This window comes from Geobacillus sp. C56-T3, assembly GCF_000092445.1.
Classification (GTDB): Bacteria; Bacillota; Bacilli; order Bacillales; family Anoxybacillaceae; genus Geobacillus; species Geobacillus thermoleovorans.
Genome location: NC_014206.1, coordinates 962187 through 978381, shown reverse-complemented (window position 1 = coordinate 978381; position 16195 = coordinate 962187). Strand labels below are relative to the sequence as shown.

Annotated in this window: 14 protein-coding genes; 2 read left to right on the top strand and 12 right to left on the bottom strand. The window is 54.7% G+C overall.

The annotated features are described in order from the left end of the window. Positions 1-365 precede the first annotated feature (365 nt). The 10 genes from ahpF to GC56T3_RS04915 form a co-directional block, all read right to left on the bottom strand. Positions 366-1895 (bottom strand): alkyl hydroperoxide reductase subunit F, encoded by a 1530-nt coding sequence (ahpF, locus tag GC56T3_RS04960; protein WP_013144646.1) that lies wholly within the window; start codon positions 1893-1895, stop codon positions 366-368. A gap of 13 nt (positions 1896-1908) precedes the next feature. Next, positions 1909-2472, bottom strand: a complete 564-nt coding sequence (gene ahpC / locus GC56T3_RS04955) for an alkyl hydroperoxide reductase subunit C (protein ID WP_013144645.1) — start codon at positions 2470-2472, stop codon at positions 1909-1911. A gap of 342 nt (positions 2473-2814) precedes the next feature. Further along, a complete protein-coding gene (locus GC56T3_RS19575; protein WP_013144644.1) occupies positions 2815-2988 on the bottom strand; it encodes a hypothetical protein in 174 nt (57 codons plus the stop codon). Positions 2989-3071: 83 nt separating this feature from the next. After that, a complete protein-coding gene (dtd, locus tag GC56T3_RS04945) occupies positions 3072-3530 on the bottom strand; it encodes a D-aminoacyl-tRNA deacylase (RefSeq protein WP_013144643.1) in 459 nt (152 codons plus the stop codon). A gap of 23 nt (positions 3531-3553) precedes the next feature. Then, complete coding sequence (locus GC56T3_RS04940; RefSeq protein ID WP_013144642.1) at positions 3554-5752, bottom strand: bifunctional (p)ppGpp synthetase/guanosine-3',5'-bis(diphosphate) 3'-pyrophosphohydrolase; 2199 nt, start codon at positions 5750-5752, stop codon at positions 3554-3556. Between the two features lie 148 nt (positions 5753-5900). Beyond that, positions 5901-6413 (bottom strand): adenine phosphoribosyltransferase, encoded by a 513-nt coding sequence (locus tag GC56T3_RS04935; RefSeq protein WP_013144641.1) that lies wholly within the window; start codon positions 6411-6413, stop codon positions 5901-5903. Beyond that, positions 6404-8770, bottom strand: coding sequence for a single-stranded-DNA-specific exonuclease RecJ (recJ, locus tag GC56T3_RS04930; protein ID WP_013144640.1), 2367 nt, complete (start codon positions 8768-8770; stop codon positions 6404-6406). Before recJ ends, GC56T3_RS04935 begins: the two co-directional genes overlap by 10 nt. A gap of 57 nt (positions 8771-8827) precedes the next feature. Beyond that, a complete protein-coding gene (locus GC56T3_RS04925) occupies positions 8828-9736 on the bottom strand; it encodes a cation diffusion facilitator family transporter (protein ID WP_013144639.1) in 909 nt (302 codons plus the stop codon). A gap of 137 nt (positions 9737-9873) precedes the next feature. Then, positions 9874-12126, bottom strand: a complete 2253-nt coding sequence (gene secDF / locus GC56T3_RS04920; protein WP_013144638.1) for a protein translocase subunit SecDF — start codon at positions 12124-12126, stop codon at positions 9874-9876. 113 nt (positions 12127-12239) lie between these two features. After that, entirely contained in the window at positions 12240-12527 is a 288-nt protein-coding gene (locus GC56T3_RS04915; protein WP_013144637.1) for a post-transcriptional regulator, read from the bottom strand. A gap of 111 nt (positions 12528-12638) precedes the next feature. Between GC56T3_RS04915 and spoVB the strand changes: the two genes are divergently transcribed. Then, a complete protein-coding gene (gene spoVB / locus GC56T3_RS04910) occupies positions 12639-14201 on the top strand; it encodes a stage V sporulation protein B (RefSeq protein WP_013144636.1) in 1563 nt (520 codons plus the stop codon). Between the two features lie 66 nt (positions 14202-14267). Next, on the top strand, positions 14268-14651 hold the full coding sequence (locus GC56T3_RS04905) for a TIGR04086 family membrane protein (protein WP_013144635.1): 384 nt from the start codon (positions 14268-14270) through the stop codon (positions 14649-14651). Positions 14652-14743: 92 nt separating this feature from the next. Here GC56T3_RS04905 and yajC read toward each other — a convergent pair whose 3' ends face one another. Together yajC and tgt are read right to left on the bottom strand one after the other, a co-directional pair. Beyond that, entirely contained in the window at positions 14744-15016 is a 273-nt protein-coding gene (gene yajC / locus GC56T3_RS04900) for a preprotein translocase subunit YajC (protein WP_013144634.1), read from the bottom strand. 23 nt (positions 15017-15039) lie between these two features. Then, positions 15040-16182, bottom strand: coding sequence for a tRNA guanosine(34) transglycosylase Tgt (tgt, locus tag GC56T3_RS04895; RefSeq protein ID WP_013144633.1), 1143 nt, complete (start codon positions 16180-16182; stop codon positions 15040-15042). Positions 16183-16195 lie beyond the last annotated feature (13 nt).

Here is a 16195-nt window from a genome sequence, read left to right as displayed (position 1 = left end):
GTCCTAGCGGTGTGATCCATGGTTTTTCGCAAAGAGAAAAACTTTGATGTCTCATCACATTTTTCACCTTGTGTGAACTACCCACCACCTACGCTTCGCTTAGAGATGGGGGCTTCAAGCGACTTGTGTGTGTTCGCCGAACGGTAAGCCACACACAAGAACCCTTTACGCTTCCCTTCGTTCCGAAGGTGTCCGTTCTAGCCATATTCTATCCTATTCGTTGGCTGACGCCAACCGACATTCATCTCCCACTTTCACTTCGCTTCAAAGTGGGAGACTTCTTTCGGAAAGATGTTAAAAAAAGAGAGCCGACTCGTTGAACCGCCCCTCCATGGGATCGAAGAGGCGGTCCACCTTCGGCCCTCTTAATGGCGAATCAAATAATCAAACGCGCTTAACGCCGCGGTTGCACCCGAGCCCATCGAGATAATAATTTGCTTATAGGCGCTGTCCGTGCAGTCGCCTGCGGCAAAGACGCCTTCAATGTTCGTTGCGCCGCGTTTATCAACAATGATTTCACCGAAGCGATTCCGTTCCACCGTTCCTTCCAACCATTCGGTGTTCGGAACAAGGCCGATTTGCACGAACACGCCCTGCAATTCGATATGATGTTCTTCTCCTGTTTCCCGGTCAATGTACGTCAAGCCGTTGACTTTGTCCGTGCCGGTGATTTCCGTCGTTTGCGCGTTTTTAATCACCGTTACGTTCGGCAAGCTGTACAAACGATCTTGCAAAACAGCATCCGCCTTGAGTTCAGGGGCGAACTCCAGCAGCGTCACATGGCTGGCGATGCCAGCGAGGTCAATCGCTGCTTCGACTCCAGAGTTCCCGCCGCCGATGACCGCCACGTGCTTCCCTTCGAACAGCGGGCCGTCGCAGTGCGGGCAATAGGCGACCCCTTTGTTTTTGAACTCTTCCTCGCCCGGCACGCCAAGGTTGCGCCAACGGGCGCCCGTTGCGATGACAACGGTTTTGCTTTTCAACACAGCGCCGTTTTCCAGCTCGACTTCAATCAAGTCTTTTTTCTCGAGCCGTTTTGCCCGCTGCGAGCTCATGATGTCGACGTTGTATTGCTTTACATGTTCTTCAATGCTGGCCGCAAGCTTCGGTCCTTCCGTATATTTGACGCTGATAAAGTTTTCAATGCCGAGCGTATCTAAAATTTGTCCGCCGAAGCGCTCCGCGACAATGCCAGTGCGAATGCCTTTGCGCGCTGCGTAAATGGCTGCTGTCGCACCTGCAGGGCCGCCGCCGATCACCAGCACATCAAACGGCTCTTTGTCGGCGAAGGAAGAAGCGTCCGGAGCACTCCCTAATTTGGCGAGGATATCTTCAAGCGACATGCGGCCGCTCGCGAACAGTTTGCCGTTTAAAAACACCGTCGGTACGGCCATAATCCCTTTTTGCTCCGCTTCTTCTTTAAACGCCGCCCCGTCGATCATCGTATGCGAAATGTTCGGGTTTAACACGCTCATGATGTTGAGCGCTTGCACGACGTCCGGGCAGTTGTGGCAAGTCAAGCTGACGTACGTTTCAAAATGATGTTTGCCCCTGATTTGTTGAATGCGGTCCACGACGTCTTGGCTGACTTTCGGCGGCCGCCCGCTCACTTGAAGCAGCGCCAAAACGAGGGACGTAAATTCATGGCCGAGCGGCACGCCGGCGAAGGTGATGCCGGTGTTTTCGCCGACCCGATTGACGCTGAAGCTTGGCGTTCGTTCCAGCTTCGCTTTTTCCACTTTGATTTTCGGCGACATCGCCGTTAATTCATCGATTAAAGCAAGCATATCGCGGGAAACGTTGTCGTCTCCCGCGCTTACCGTCAAGACAATATCATTTTCAAGCAATTGCAAATACTGAGCTAGTTGCGCCTTGATGTCAGCATCCAACAGCATCGCCTAAGCCTCCTTAAATTTTGCCGACGAGATCCAAGCTTGGCTTCAGTGTTTCCGCTCCTTCTTTCCATTTCGCCGGGCAGACTTCACCAGGATGGTTGCGCACGTATTGAGCCGCTTTAATTTTATCAATCAGCGTGCTGGCGTTGCGGCCGATGCCGTCCGCATTGATTTCCACCGCTTGAATGACGCCGTCTGGGTCAATGATGAACGTGCCGCGCTGCGCCAATCCTTGTTCTTCATCGAGCACATCAAACATGCGCGACAGTTGATGCGAAGGATCGCCGATCATCACGTATTCGATTTTGCCGATGGCTGGGGATGTATCGTGCCATGCTTTATGCGTAAAGTGGGTGTCGGTCGAAACCGAGTACACTTCCACGCCAAGTTCTTTGAACGTCGCGTAGTGGTCTTGCAAATCTTCGAGCTCTGTCGGGCAGACGAACGTAAAGTCCGCTGGATAGAAGCAAACGATGCTCCATTTCCCCATGAAGTCTTGCTCTGTCACTTCGATGAATTCGCCGTTGTGATACGCTTGGGCGCGGAACGGCTGCACTTTCTTTCCTACCAGAGACATTGCTTCATCTACCTCCTGGATCTGTTATTTTATAATTATTTTAATACAAAACTTATTATCGTATAGCATGTTTGCATTTGTCAACATATACGCTCAAAATTCTTTCTGGAAGGCTGGTGATTGAACAGAAAATGCAGTGCAATCATGCCGCTTTTCAAGTTGAGCAACCTTATCGTTCCTCTTCTCGCCACTCAAGAATCATCGGTTTAAGGGAAATGGTTGTTTTTCACCGGCCTTCTAGACTCGCCGACAAACATCGTCAAGCCGCGCTCAGCGCCGCATACTCGACCTCCTCACACGCTTGTATTTTCAGTTCCTTAAAGCGAAATATGGTCCGTGCCATTACGGGCGAAACTGCTGTTTTTTCAGCCTTTGCACACCATGAGGGAGCACACCAAACTCAGATGCTAGTTCAAAGGCGCTGTACTCCGATTGAAGACGCATCCATTCATGAAAGTCCACGGACAACACATCGTCCGCCCGATGCGCCTGCTCACTCTTGTCCGCTTGCCGCATCCTCCTTCCTCCTTTCCTTGATCATCCACACTGTTTTCATCTTTCCCATTTTTCGCCGAAAATAAAAAAGAAACCGGGAAACTTCATCGGTTTCCCGGTTTCTCGCTGCTGTCGATGATCAAGGTGACCGGCCCGTCGTTTGTGAGCGATACGTCCATCATCGCACCGAATACGCCGGTTTCTACATGAACGCCTCTTTCGCGCAAAGCGGCGTTGAACGCCTCATACAGCGGCAAGGCATGGTCGGGCTTTGCCGCCGCCATAAAGTTCGGGCGCCGGCCTTTTCGGCAGTCGCCGTAAAGGGTGAACTGCGACACCGACAGCACCGCCCCGCCGACGTCAAGCAAGGAGCGGTTCATTTTTCCGTCTTCATCTTCAAAAATACGCAAATGAGCGATTTTCTCAGCCAAATAGGCAGCATCGTCCTCCGTGTCCTCGTGTGTGACGCCAAGAAGGACGACAAGCCCGGCATCGATCGCTCCGACCGTCTCGCCGTCGACGGTGACTTTGGCCTCTTTCGCCCGCTGGATGACCGCTCTCACTCGCCTTCCTCCTTTCGCCGCCCTTAGTTGTTCATCAAGCGCTGGACGGAATAAATGTCGGGAATTTGCTTGATTCGATCGACCACTTTTTGCAAGTGGCTCAAATTATGAATGGCGATCGTCATATGGATCGTCGCGATTTTATGGCGGTGATCGGAGCGTCCCGAAACGGCGGAAATGTCTGTTCGCGTTTCATTGACCGCCTGCAGCACCTCATTCAGCAAACCGCGGCGGTCAAATCCGGTGATCTCAATGTCCACGTTATATTCGCGCTCGCCGTTTGCCCCGCTTTCCCATTCTACGGCAATCAACCGATCGGCCGCTTCTTCGGTCTTGACGTTCGGGCAATCGGCGCGGTGGACGGAAATGCCGCGGCCGCGGGTAATGAAGCCGATAATTTCATCGCCCGGCACCGGGTTGCAGCAGCGCGACAAACGGATGAGCAAGTTGTCCATTCCTTGGACGCGAATGCCGCAGTCGCGTTTTTTTCCAGCCGGCAGCTTAGCTTCGAAGACCGCTTCGGCCAGTTTGCGCTGCTGTTCCTCGAGATCGCGCTGCTTCCGCCATTTTTCCGTCAACCGATGGGCGATTTGCGCCGCTGTGATGCCATGATAGCCGACTGCCGCATACATATCGTCTTCGTTCGAGAAGTTGAACTTTTCGGCGACGCGCTTTACGTTGTCCGCCGTCATCACTTCTTTCGGCTCAAAGCCGAGGCTGCGCACCTCTTTTTCCACCATCTCTTTGCCTTTTTCGATGTTTTCTTCGCGCCGTTGCTTTTTGAAAAACTGGCGGATTTTGTTGCGCGCCTGCGACGTTTTCGCCAGTTTCAGCCAGTCTTGGCTGGGACCGTACGAATGATTGGAAGTTAAAATTTCGACGATGTCGCCCGTTTGCAGCTTGTAATCAAGCGGCACCATTTTGCCGTTCACTTTCGCTCCGATCGTCTTGTTGCCGATTTCCGAATGGATGCGGTAAGCGAAATCGATTGGCACCGATCCGGCCGGCAGCTCGATGACATCGCCCTTTGGCGTGAAGACGAACACCATGTCGGAAAACAAATCCATCTTGAGCGATTCCATGAACTCTTCGGCATTGCTCGCGTCGTTTTGCCATTCCAAAATTTCCCGAAACCAAGACAGCTTTTCTTCAAACGAGTTCGGCTTGATCGTCTTTCCTTCTTTGTACGCCCAGTGGGCAGCAATCCCGAATTCGGCGATTTGGTGCATTTCAAATGTGCGGATTTGCACCTCAAGCGGCTCGCCTTTTGGGCCGATCACCGTCGTATGGAGCGATTGGTACATGTTCGGCTTCGGCATGGCGATGTAGTCTTTAAAGCGCCCGGGCATCGGTTTCCAACATGTATGAATAATCCCCAATACAGCGTAGCAGTCTTTGATGCTGTTGACGATGATGCGGACAGCGAGCAAATCGTAAATTTCGTTAAACTGTTTATTTTGCATCACCATTTTACGATAAATGCTGTAAATATGTTTCGGACGCCCGGAAATTTCGCAAGGAATATGCACTTCGTTGAGCCGTTCGCGCACTTCTTGAATGACTTCCTCCAAATATTGCTCGCGCTCAGCCCGCTTTTTCTTCATTAAATTGACGATGCGGTAATATTGCTGCGGGTTTAAATAGCGAAGCGCCGTATCCTCAAGCTCCCATTTGATTTTCGAAATGCCGAGCCGATGCGCGAGCGGAGCAAAAATTTCGAGCGTCTCATTGGCAATGCGCCGCTGTTTTTCGGCCGGCAAATGTTTCAATGTCCGCATATTGTGCAGCCGGTCGGCGAGCTTGATCAAAATGACCCGGATATCTTGCGCCATGGCCAAAAACATTTTCCGGTGGTTTTCTGCCTGCTGTTCTTCCTGCGATTTATATTTAATTTTTCCAAGCTTCGTCACCCCGTCGACAAGCATCGCCACTTCCGCGCCGAACTCGCGCTCAAGGTCTTCTTTTGTCGCCTCGGTGTCTTCGATGACATCATGCAAAAACCCGGCGGCGATCGTTGTCGCGTCCATCTTTAAGTCCACCAAAATGCCCGCGACTTGAATCGGGTGGATGATGTATGGTTCGCCCGATTTCCGGAATTGGTCGCGGTGGGCGTGTTTGGCAAACTCGTACGCCTTTTTCAAAAAGGCGACATCCTGCTCCGACAAATAGCAGCTCGCTCGTTCAAACACTTGCTCCGCTGTCAGCACTTGTTCATTGGCCATAGGGTTGAATCACCTTTTTAATCGATTAAAATTGAAGCTGCAAAGCGCAGAGGTCCGTTGCGTTCATACGGTTAATAAGAAAGAGCACTCATGTGTGAGTGCCCCTTTTTTCTTTATTGTATCCGAAGATGCGAACAATGTCGACTGTTTAAAACTGCATCAGCGTCAAAATGTCGTAGCCTTCCAATTTTTTGCGGCCGCCAAGCTCGGTGAGCTCAATCAAAAACGCCAATCCGGCCACCACTCCGCCGAGCTGTTCCACCAAATCGATCGTCGCCCTCATCGTCCCGCCCGTCGCGAGCAAATCGTCGGTGATCAACACACGCTGCCCTGGCTTAATGGCATCTTTATGCATCGTCAAGACATCTGTTCCATATTCCAGGCCATACTCCACACGGACGACTTCGCGCGGCAGCTTCCCTTCCTTGCGCACCGGCGCAAACCCGACGCCAAGCGCATAGGCGACTGGGCATCCGATGATAAAGCCGCGCGCTTCCGGACCAACGACGATATCGATTTGTTTTTCGCGCGCATATTGAACAATTTGGTCGGTCGCGTATTTGTACGCCGGACCGTTGTCCATCAGCGTGGTAATATCTTTAAACATGATGCCCGGCTTCGGGAAATCGGGCACAATCGTAATGTATTGTTTTAAGTCCATGATACGTTTGCCTCCTCGTGCGTTTGCGAACGTGTCATTTCCGCCAAACAGCGTTTCAATTGCTCGTAAGTGGAATAGACTAACTGATGCTCCGCCTCAAGTTCGTCCCGCCGCCGGCGGTACGTCGGCGATTCGTGCAAATCGCGCTTCGCCGGCTGATGAACGAGCGAAATGACGCCGTTTTGTTCGCTGATAAAGTCAAGCTCTAAAAACACCTTCGCCATAAAATGAACCGTCTCTTCCGTCCAACCGCGGGCGCGGGCCAGCTCACCGCCGCGCTTGGCGAGCGGAAACGAACGGTGTTGATGCAAAAAGGCGTAAAACCATTTAAAATGTTCGCGCGTCGGAAACGTGCGGAAAAATTGCGCCTCGGGCTGGGCGAACACCGCGTAAATGCGCGCCGGCCGCCCGCTGCCAAGAAGCGCCGACAGCAAGGCCAGCCGCGGCGGCACGTCAAGCAGCACGACATAGCGGTCGTCAATCGATAAGGCGCCCGCCTCTTCTTCGGTCGGCACGCAATGAAGCTCCCCGCGAAATGGAGCCACGTCCGGGCGCTGTCCAGTTTTGCAGCGAAAGGAGACGACTAGCCGCTTCTCTTTTGGCAGCCGCTCAAGAAGTGGACGGACGTCGCGGCAGCCGCGGACGTCAAACAGCTGGCAGTCGCTGACCGCCAGATCACACAACGACAGCTGCGGCTTGGCGAACCCGTTCCATTCGTTCACCGACAGCTCCCCGACCGCCGAAATGCGCGCATCCGGAGCGATTTCTTCGCATAACGGCCCGAGGCCGAAGCCGATGGCATCGATCGCGGCCCCGTCTTGGGAAAAGACGGCTTTCATATGGGCTCCGTTCGCCCCGACGCGCCGCATCGTTTCAACGGACGCCCCTTCAATGAGAACAAGCGGCCGCGGATTGCCGACGCCAAACGGAGCGAACCGCTCAAGACCGCGGGCGGCGTCGAGCGTCAACTCAGCAATCGAACAGGAAGCATCGATGAACGTCGGCGGCGTAAAATCGTCCTCAGACAACGTTTCGGCGGCGATGGCGTTCAGCCGTTGCCGCAATTCTTCGACATCATCAAGCGCCAATGTCATCCCCGCCGCCATCGGGTGGCCGCCAAAGTGCGGCAACAGGTCGCGGCATTGCGACAGGCTGGCGAATAAGTCAAACCCATGAATGCTGCGGGCTGACCCTTTGGCGATCCCTTTTTCCTGGTCGATGGAAAGCACGACCGCCGGGCGGTAAAACTGCTCGACAAGCTTAGAAGCGACAATGCCCACCACTCCGGCATTCCATCCTTCGCCTGCCACAACCAAGACGCGATGTTCCTCAGGAGGAAATTGGCGGCGCACCATGTCCGCCGCTTCTTCAGCGATTTGTGCCACAAGCTGCTGACGTTCGCGGTTTAACTCGTCCATCTCCGCCGCCAGCTGCACCGCTTCGTTCTCATCGTCCGTCATTAAGAGCGCCACTGCCGGATCGGCGCCGCCGAGGCGCCCCGCCGCGTTCAAGCGCGGAGCGATGACAAATCCGACCGTCTGTTCGTTGATGGCCGCCGCATTAATGCGGCATTGCCGAAAAAGAGCGCGCAGCCCGATGCGCTCCGTCGCTCGCAACGCTTCAAGCCCGTGTGCAACAAAGAGGCGGTTTTCCCCAACAAGCGGAACCAAATCAGCGATCGTGCCGATCGCGACCAAATCAAGCAAATGGCGCGGCACCCGCCCAAGCAAGGCATGGGCTACCTTAAACGCAACGCCGACGCCGGCTAAATCGCGAAACGGATATGTACTTCCCGGCTGCTTCGGATGAATGATCGCATGCGCCTCCGGCAACACCGGACCTGGCTCGTGGTGATCCGTTACGATGACATCCAACCCCCACTCGTTGGCGGCCGCAATTTCCTTGACCGCCGCAATCCCATTGTCGACGGTCACAATGACGGAAACGCCGCGCTCTTTTGCGGAGCGAAACGCCGCCATGTTCGGCCCGTATCCTTCCGTAAATCGGTTCGGAATGTAGAACTCGACCGACGCCCCCGCCTCCTTGAGAGCACTCACCATCACCGACGTGCTGCAAACGCCATCGGCATCGTAATCGCCGTATACCAACACGCGTTCACCCGCGTCAATCGCCCGCTTTAGACGCTGAATCGCTCGCTCCATCCCGTCAAGCAAAAACGGATCATGAAACGGTTGGCGAAGCGGATTGAGAAACGCTGCCGCCTCCGAGGCCGTCCGCACCCCGCGGCGGACGAGAAGCCTCGCCAATAAGGGCGTGACGCCGGCTTCCTCAGCGAGCCGCCTCACCGTCTGCTCATCGAGGCGCTCCACCTCCCAACGCGTTTTCGCTTTCAACATGTCTCCCACCTCAACTCTCCTTATTATACAAAAAGGAGAAAAGGGCAGGCAACGACATTACGGTTTTTTTTCCGGGTTGTACGGGTTGATGTGAACCATGACATTGCGGACGCGCGGCAGCGTCAGCAGTTTTTCTTTCACTTTCTTTCCGATCCGGTGCCCCTCTTCGACCGTCAATCGCGGATCGACGGCGATTTTCAAATCGACGATGACGTAATGGCCGTGCTCGCGCGCATGCAGCTCATTGATTTGCCGCACATCGGGAATGGACAAGACCGCCTCGCGCAAATAGCCGGCCTCCTCCTCGTGAAGCACATGGTCGATCGCCGTATGGACCGACTGTCGGCCAAGGTCCCATGCCATTTTCAGAACAAGCAGCGAGACGAACAATCCGGCGAGCGGGTCGGCATATACAAGCCAGTCAATCTCCCATTTTCCACCGACAATGGCGGCGCCGACGCCGATGAGCGCAGCAAACGACGAAAACACATCCGATCGGTGCTCATAGGCGTTGATGATCAGCGCATCGCTGTTTAGCTTTTTCCCGAGCCGGTATTTATAGCGAAACATCGCTTCTTTGACAGCAATCGACAACAACAAGACGTAAATGGCGGCCGCTCCGGGCGGCGACAGTGGGGCGAAAAATGACAGAAACGCCGAGCGCCCGATCTCGATCCCAACGAGAAATAGAAGAACCGCCACAATAATGGCGGCGATGGATTCCGCTTTCCCATGCCCGTACGGATGATCCTCATCCGGTGGGCGCGCAGCGGCCCGCAGTCCGACCCAAACGGCGAACGAGCCGGCAACATCGGACGCTGAATGGGCGGCATCAGCGATCAACGCTTGGCTTTGGCTCCACACGCCGACCGCCGCCTTGACGACGGCGAGCGCCATGTTGCCGGCGATGCCGACGACCGCTGCTGTTTTCGCCTGCCTGAACCGCTGTTCGTGTTCCATGGCCATCTCCCCCACCTTTGCATTCAGCAGCCTCACGCGCTGCCTATGTTGCATCTGACGGTTAGTGTATCCATTTTCCGCCCCGAGCATTGCACCGAACAAAAAAGGCGCCGGAAAAGCACATTCACTTTTCCGGCGCGCTGTTACACCTGCGGTTCGGCCTCGGCCGCCGCTTTTTTGGCTCCTTTCCCTTTTTTGAGCTCCTGTCCTTTCCAAACGACCCAAAGCTGCGAAGCAATGCAAAGCGACGAATAGACGCCGCACACAAATCCAACGAGCAAGGCGAGGTTGAAATTGCGGATCGCTTCGCTGCCAAAGATGAGCAACGCGATGACCGTAAACAAGACGGTCAATACGGTATTGACCGAGCGCGTAAAGGTTTGCTGCAGCGCCCGGTTGACGATATGCTTCAAGTCGTCAACCGTTTTCACTTTCCGCTTTTTCATCAAATCCCGGATGCGGTCAAACGTGACGATCGTATCGTTGATCGAGTACCCGATGATTGTCAGCACCGCGGCGATGAATGTCAAATCGACTTCAAGACGCGTCAAGCTGAACACCGTGACAATGAAAAAGGCGTCATGCAACAGGGCGACGATCGCCGCCAACGCCATCCGCCACTCAAAGCGGATCGTCACGTAAAGAATGATGCCGATCGAGGAAATCAGCACAGCAATGAGCGCATTGCGGGCCAGCTGCTTGCCGACGACCGGCGAGACGGTGCTGATGTTTGGTTCGTTGCCATACGCTTGCTTCAATTCATTTTTCAGCTTGGCAATTTCTTGCTTATCGAGCACGCCAATCAAGCGGACGACGCCTGTTTTCCCATCCGTGCCGGACAGGACGACATCCTCCGGCTTGTAGCCGAGCCGCTCGAAATAGCCGCTCAGCTCTTTCGCATCGATCGGCTGGCTGCTCGTCACCTCAACGCGCGTTCCGCTCGTGAAGTCAATGCCAAGATTCAGCCCCAGGGCAAACAACGAGATGACGCCGGCGATCGTCAATGCGCCAGAGAAAATGAAAAACTTTTGGCTATGTTTGACAAAATCCCAGCGGTCAAACTTCGTAGGCACTTCCGTTTCCTCGGTCGTTTCGTCAATGTTTAAGATTTCCGACTTTTTGACGCCAAACCACTCCGGCTTTTTATCGAGCCAGCGGCTTGACACAAGCAGTCCGAGCAACAGCCGCGTGCCGTAAACGGCGGTGAGAAAGCTGACGACGATGCTGATGATGAGCGTCGTCGCAAACCCTTTCACCGAGCTTGTCCCGTAAATAAAAAGAACAGCGCCGGCGATGATCGTCGTAAGGTTGGCGTCAAAAATCGTCGCAAACGACCCGCGGTTGCCAGCACGGAACGCCGACAGCATCGACTTGCCGAGCTTCAGCTCCTCTTTGATCCGTTCGTACGTAATAATGTTGGCATCGACCGCCATCCCAACCCCTAAAATAAGCGCGGCAATGCCCGGCAGCGTCATCACGACGTTCATCCAATCAAACAAAAGCAAAATCAAATAAATGTATACCGACAGCGTAATGACGGCGATGATCCCGGGAAGCCGGTAAAACCAAATCATGAACAAGAAGATCGCCGCCACACCGATGATGCCGGCCAACACCGTTTTTTGCAGGGCGTTTTTCCCAAACTGAGCGCCGACGGACGTGGAGTAAATTTCATGCAGCTCGACCGGCAGCGCGCCGGCATTGAGCAAATCGGCCAGCTGTTGCGCTTCTTTGACCGTAAAATTGCCGACGATCGACACATCCGTCTGATTGAACACTTGGTTGACTGAAGCGGCGGAAATAAATTTCGGATCCGCTTTGCCCGCTTCTTTCCGGTAGGAGTCCACCCCTTCTTGAAAATCGAGCCAAATGACTAAAATGTTGTTTGGCGGCCCCATTTTATATACTTTTTCCGTCACCTGGCGGAACTTGTCGGCGTCTTTCAATTTCAGAGCGACGCTCGGCCGGCCGTTTTCATCAAACGACAGCTTCGCTCCGCCTTGGACGAGATCGCTTCCGTCCATCAGCACGTTGTCATTGACATCGCGGAACGTCAATTTCGCCTGCGTGGACAAAATTTGGCGCGCCTCATTTTGGTCTTTCACCCCGGCAAGCTGAACGCGGATGCGGTTTCCTCCCTCGATGTCAACGCGCGGCTCGCTGACGCCAAGGACGTTGATCCGTTTATTCAGCGCGCTGACGGTGCTTTGCAGCGTCTCTTGATCAATCTTATCGCCTTTTTTGGCCGGCTTCACTTCATACAGCACTTCAAAACCGCCTTGCAAGTCAAGGCCCAGTTTGATGTTATGTACAATTCCTTGAATCGTCGGCCCCATCACTCCGGCGAACAAAAGCAGGAGCAGAAAAAAGGCGACGATGCGGTTTCGTTTTACCATTCTCCTTAAGATTCCTCCTTCAACTTGCCCAAGCGCCGTCCGGTGTCGCGCCAAGCAAAACATTGGCCTCGCCTTCCATTATGAAACAGCAGCCGGCAAGTGTCAATTTTCCACTATAACAACTCCTTTAAAACCCGCTCCAACTCATCATCGCCGGCCGCCTGCTGCTTATACGAACGCATCGTCAAAAACATCATATACTCGCTCGGCGAAAGAGAGAAAATGTCGCTGACCAACTCATGCAGTTTTTTTTCCGCCGGCCGATGCTTCCACTTGCGGGAACATAAACATTCCCACAGCCCGTCCATCGTCACTTGCGTATAGCCGAGAAGACGAAACTCATCGCACTTCGACTCGAGCGCCGGCATGAGCTGTTCGCGCAGCTTCCGGTTTTCCTCCATCCCCCATACCCCCTTGTATCCATTGCCGCCTGCCAATCTTGTCATGCTTGGCCATGGGCCTTGCATATATTGTATAAAAGATGGAGGCATTTGAGAAGGCAGGGGGAGAAAATGTCTAAATTTTTACAAGGTACGGTCATTTTAATCGCCGCTGGCTTTATTACGAAAATTCTCGGCTTCATCAACCGAATTGTCGTCGCCCGCATGATCGGCGATGAAGGAGTCGGGCTGTACATGATGGCCGTGCCGACGCTCGTTTTAGCGATTACCGCGACGCAGATCGGGCTGCCGGTCGCCATTTCCAAACTCGTCGCCGAAGCAGAGGCGGCCGGCGACCGGCAGCGGGTGAAACAAATTCTCGTCGTGTCGCTGGCCACCACCGGCGCGCTAAGCATCGTGCTTCTGCCGGCGTTGATCGCTGCTGCGCCATGGCTCTCCCGGACGATGTTCACCGACCCGCGCACGTACTATCCGCTTCTTGCCATCGCTCCAATTGTGCCGATCGTCGCCATCTCTTCGGTGCTGCGCGGCTACTTTCAAGGACGCCAGCAAATGAAACCGTACGCCTACTCGCTCTTGATGGAACAAATCGTCCGCATCAGCTTGATCGCCTTATGCACACAGCCGCTTTTGCCGTACGGCGTCGAGTATGCCGCCGCCGGCGCCATGGCGTCTTCCGTTCTCGGCGAGCTGGCAGCATTATTGTATTTGCTGTTTTTATTTAAGGTTAAAAAATCGATTCGCCTGCGGACAAAGTTTTTTCACTACGTCCAAGCCGGCAAAGAGACGTTCGTCCGCCTCATGCGCATTGCCTTGCCGACGACCGGCGGCCGTTTGATCGGCTCGCTTTCTTGGTTTTTTGAGCCAATCGTCGTCGCCAACAGCTTGTCATTGGCCGGCATCGCCGCCTCCACTGCCACGAGGCAATACGGACAGCTTGTCGGCTACGCGCTGCCGTTGTTGACGTTGCCGTCGTTTATTACGTACGCGCTTTCGACCGCCCTAGTGCCGGCCATCAGCGAAGCAATGGCGCAACGCAAGCTGCTTTTGGTCGAATACCGGATCGCCCAGGCGATGCGCTTGTCGCTTATCACCGGCGGCCTTTCCACCGTCGTTCTTTACTTGTTCGCTGAGCCGCTCATGCACTGGATGTACGGCACAAGTGAAGCCGCGATCTTTATTCAAGTGATGGCGCCGTTTTTCTTATTGTATTATTTCCAAGGCCCGCTGCAGGCGGTCTTGCAAGGACTGGACTTGGCGAACGCCGCCATGACGAACAGCTTGATCGGAGCGGTGGTGAAGCTCGTGTGCATCTTCGTCCTTGCTTCCCGTCCAAGTTTGGGCATTATGGGCGCGGCGCTGGCGACTGCAGTCAGCACCGTTCTTGTGACGTTGCTTCACTTTGCCACGGTCGTCAAGGCGGTGTCTTTTTCCATCGATGCACGCGAGTACATCAAAGCGCTTGGCGCCATCATCGCTGCGGGCGCAATCGGCTATGCGCTCTCCCGCCATCCGCTTTTGGCCGTGCCCGCACCGCTTTGGACGCTGCTTGCCATGGCCGCGACAGCCGCCCTATATGCCGCCTGCCTCGTTCTGTTCCGGCTCATCCAGCGCGAAGAGCTCGTCTACCTTCCGGGGCTGCACTGGCTGGCCGGCAAAAACAAGCGAAAATAAACGTCTAAACCTGTCCGGCGGTGAATATATTGTGGTAAAAAGCGTTTGGGCCAAGGAGGGATCGCGGTGTCACGGCTTGGCAGCGCACTGGTGTATGGAATCGCCACCATTTTTGTGTTGGCGGCGCTCGTCAGCTTCATTTTTTCGTTGTTGCTCAAATGGACGGACATTCACGAATCGTCGCTCACCTGGATCGTGTTTGCCGCCTCGGTTGTCTCGCTGTTTATCGGCGGCGTTGTCGCCGGCGGAAAAAGCCAAGAAAAAGGATGGCTCGCCGGCGGGCTGACTGGCCTGTCGTTTACGGTGATTATCTTTTTGTTTCAGTTTCTCGGCATCGAAAAACCGTTTACCATCGAGCAATGGCTATACCATCTCGGCTTTTTGATTGCCGCCTCCCTCGGCGGCATCGTCGGCGTCAACTTGTCGCCGACACGCCGCGAGCGGGCGTAAGCGGGTGCATCGATGCGAAAGCGGCTGTTTCTCTATGAAACAGCCGCTTTTTTGACGGCAGCCCGGCTTAGGCGCCGCCCTTTAAGCTCCCGCTACGCCTTGCTTTCCGCCACCACTTCTCTCACCGCGGAGCGGTCGAACGTCAGTCGCGTGCCGTCGCCGGCGCGAACGATGATTTTGTCCTCATCGACCGAGTCGATGATGCCATGCAAGCCGCCAATCGTGATGATTTTATCGCCTTTTTTCAAATTCGCCTGCATTTGCTGGATGGCGCGTTGCCGTTTTTGCTGCGGGCGAATGAGCAAAAAGTAGAAAATCACAAAAAACAGCACAATCGGCAGCAAATTGGCGATCGTTGCGTTCATGCAATCCCCCTCCTTTCCGGTCGTCAAAAGTTTTTTGCATTCGGCTTATTGAAGCCGTAGCGTTCGAAAAATTCCTCACGGAAATCGGCGAGTCGATCTTCACGGATCGCCTGCCTCACCTGCTCCATCAATTTTATCAAAAAATAGACGTTATGGTAAGAAGTGAGGCGGATGCCAAATGTTTCATCACATTTGATGAGATGGCGGATGTACGCGCGCGTATAGTTCCGGCACGTGTAGCAGTCGCAGTTCGGATCGAGCGGCGAAAAGTCCCGGGCATACTGAGCATTTTTGATGACGACTCGCCCTTCGCTCGTCATCACGGTGCCGTTGCGGCCAATGCGCGTCGGCAACACGCAATCGAACATGTCGATGCCGCGGATCGCTCCGTCGATGAGCGAATCCGGCGAACCGACGCCCATTAAATAGCGGGGCTTGTCCGCCGGCAGAAGCGGCGTTGTAAACTCGAGCACCCGATTCATGACCTCTTTCGGCTCGCCGACCGACAACCCGCCGACCGCATAGCCCGGGAAATCGAGCGACACTAAATCGCGGGCGCTCTGCCGGCGCAACTCCTCATACTCGCCGCCTTGGACGATGCCAAACAGCCCTTGCTCATTCGGGCGGCGGTGCGCCTTCAAGCAGCGCTCCGCCCAACGGCTCGTCCGCTCGATGGACTGTTTCATGTATTCATACGTCGCCGGATACGGCGGGCACTCATCAAACGCCATGATGATGTCGGCGCCAAGCGCATTTTGAATTTCGACTGCTTTTTCCGGCGATAAAAACAGCTTATCGCCGTTTAAATGGTTGCGGAAATAGACGCCTTCTTCCTCGATGCGGCGGAATTCGCTGAGGCTGAACACTTGGAAGCCGCCGGAATCCGTCAAAATGCCGCGATCCCAATTCATAAACGCATGCAACCCGCCCGCTTCCGCGACAATGTCATGCCCCGGGCGCAGCCAAAGATGATAGGTGTTGCTTAAAATGACGCCGGCCCCCATTTCCTTCAGCTCTTCCGGCGACAGCGTCTTGACCGTGGCGAGCGTCCCAACCGGCATAAACATCGGCGTTTCAAACGAGCCGTGCGGCGTATGGAGGATGCCAAGGCGCGCGCCCGTCTGCCGGCACGTTTTGATCAGTTCAAAGCGAATCGGTGTCGTCAACGTGCTCGTCTCC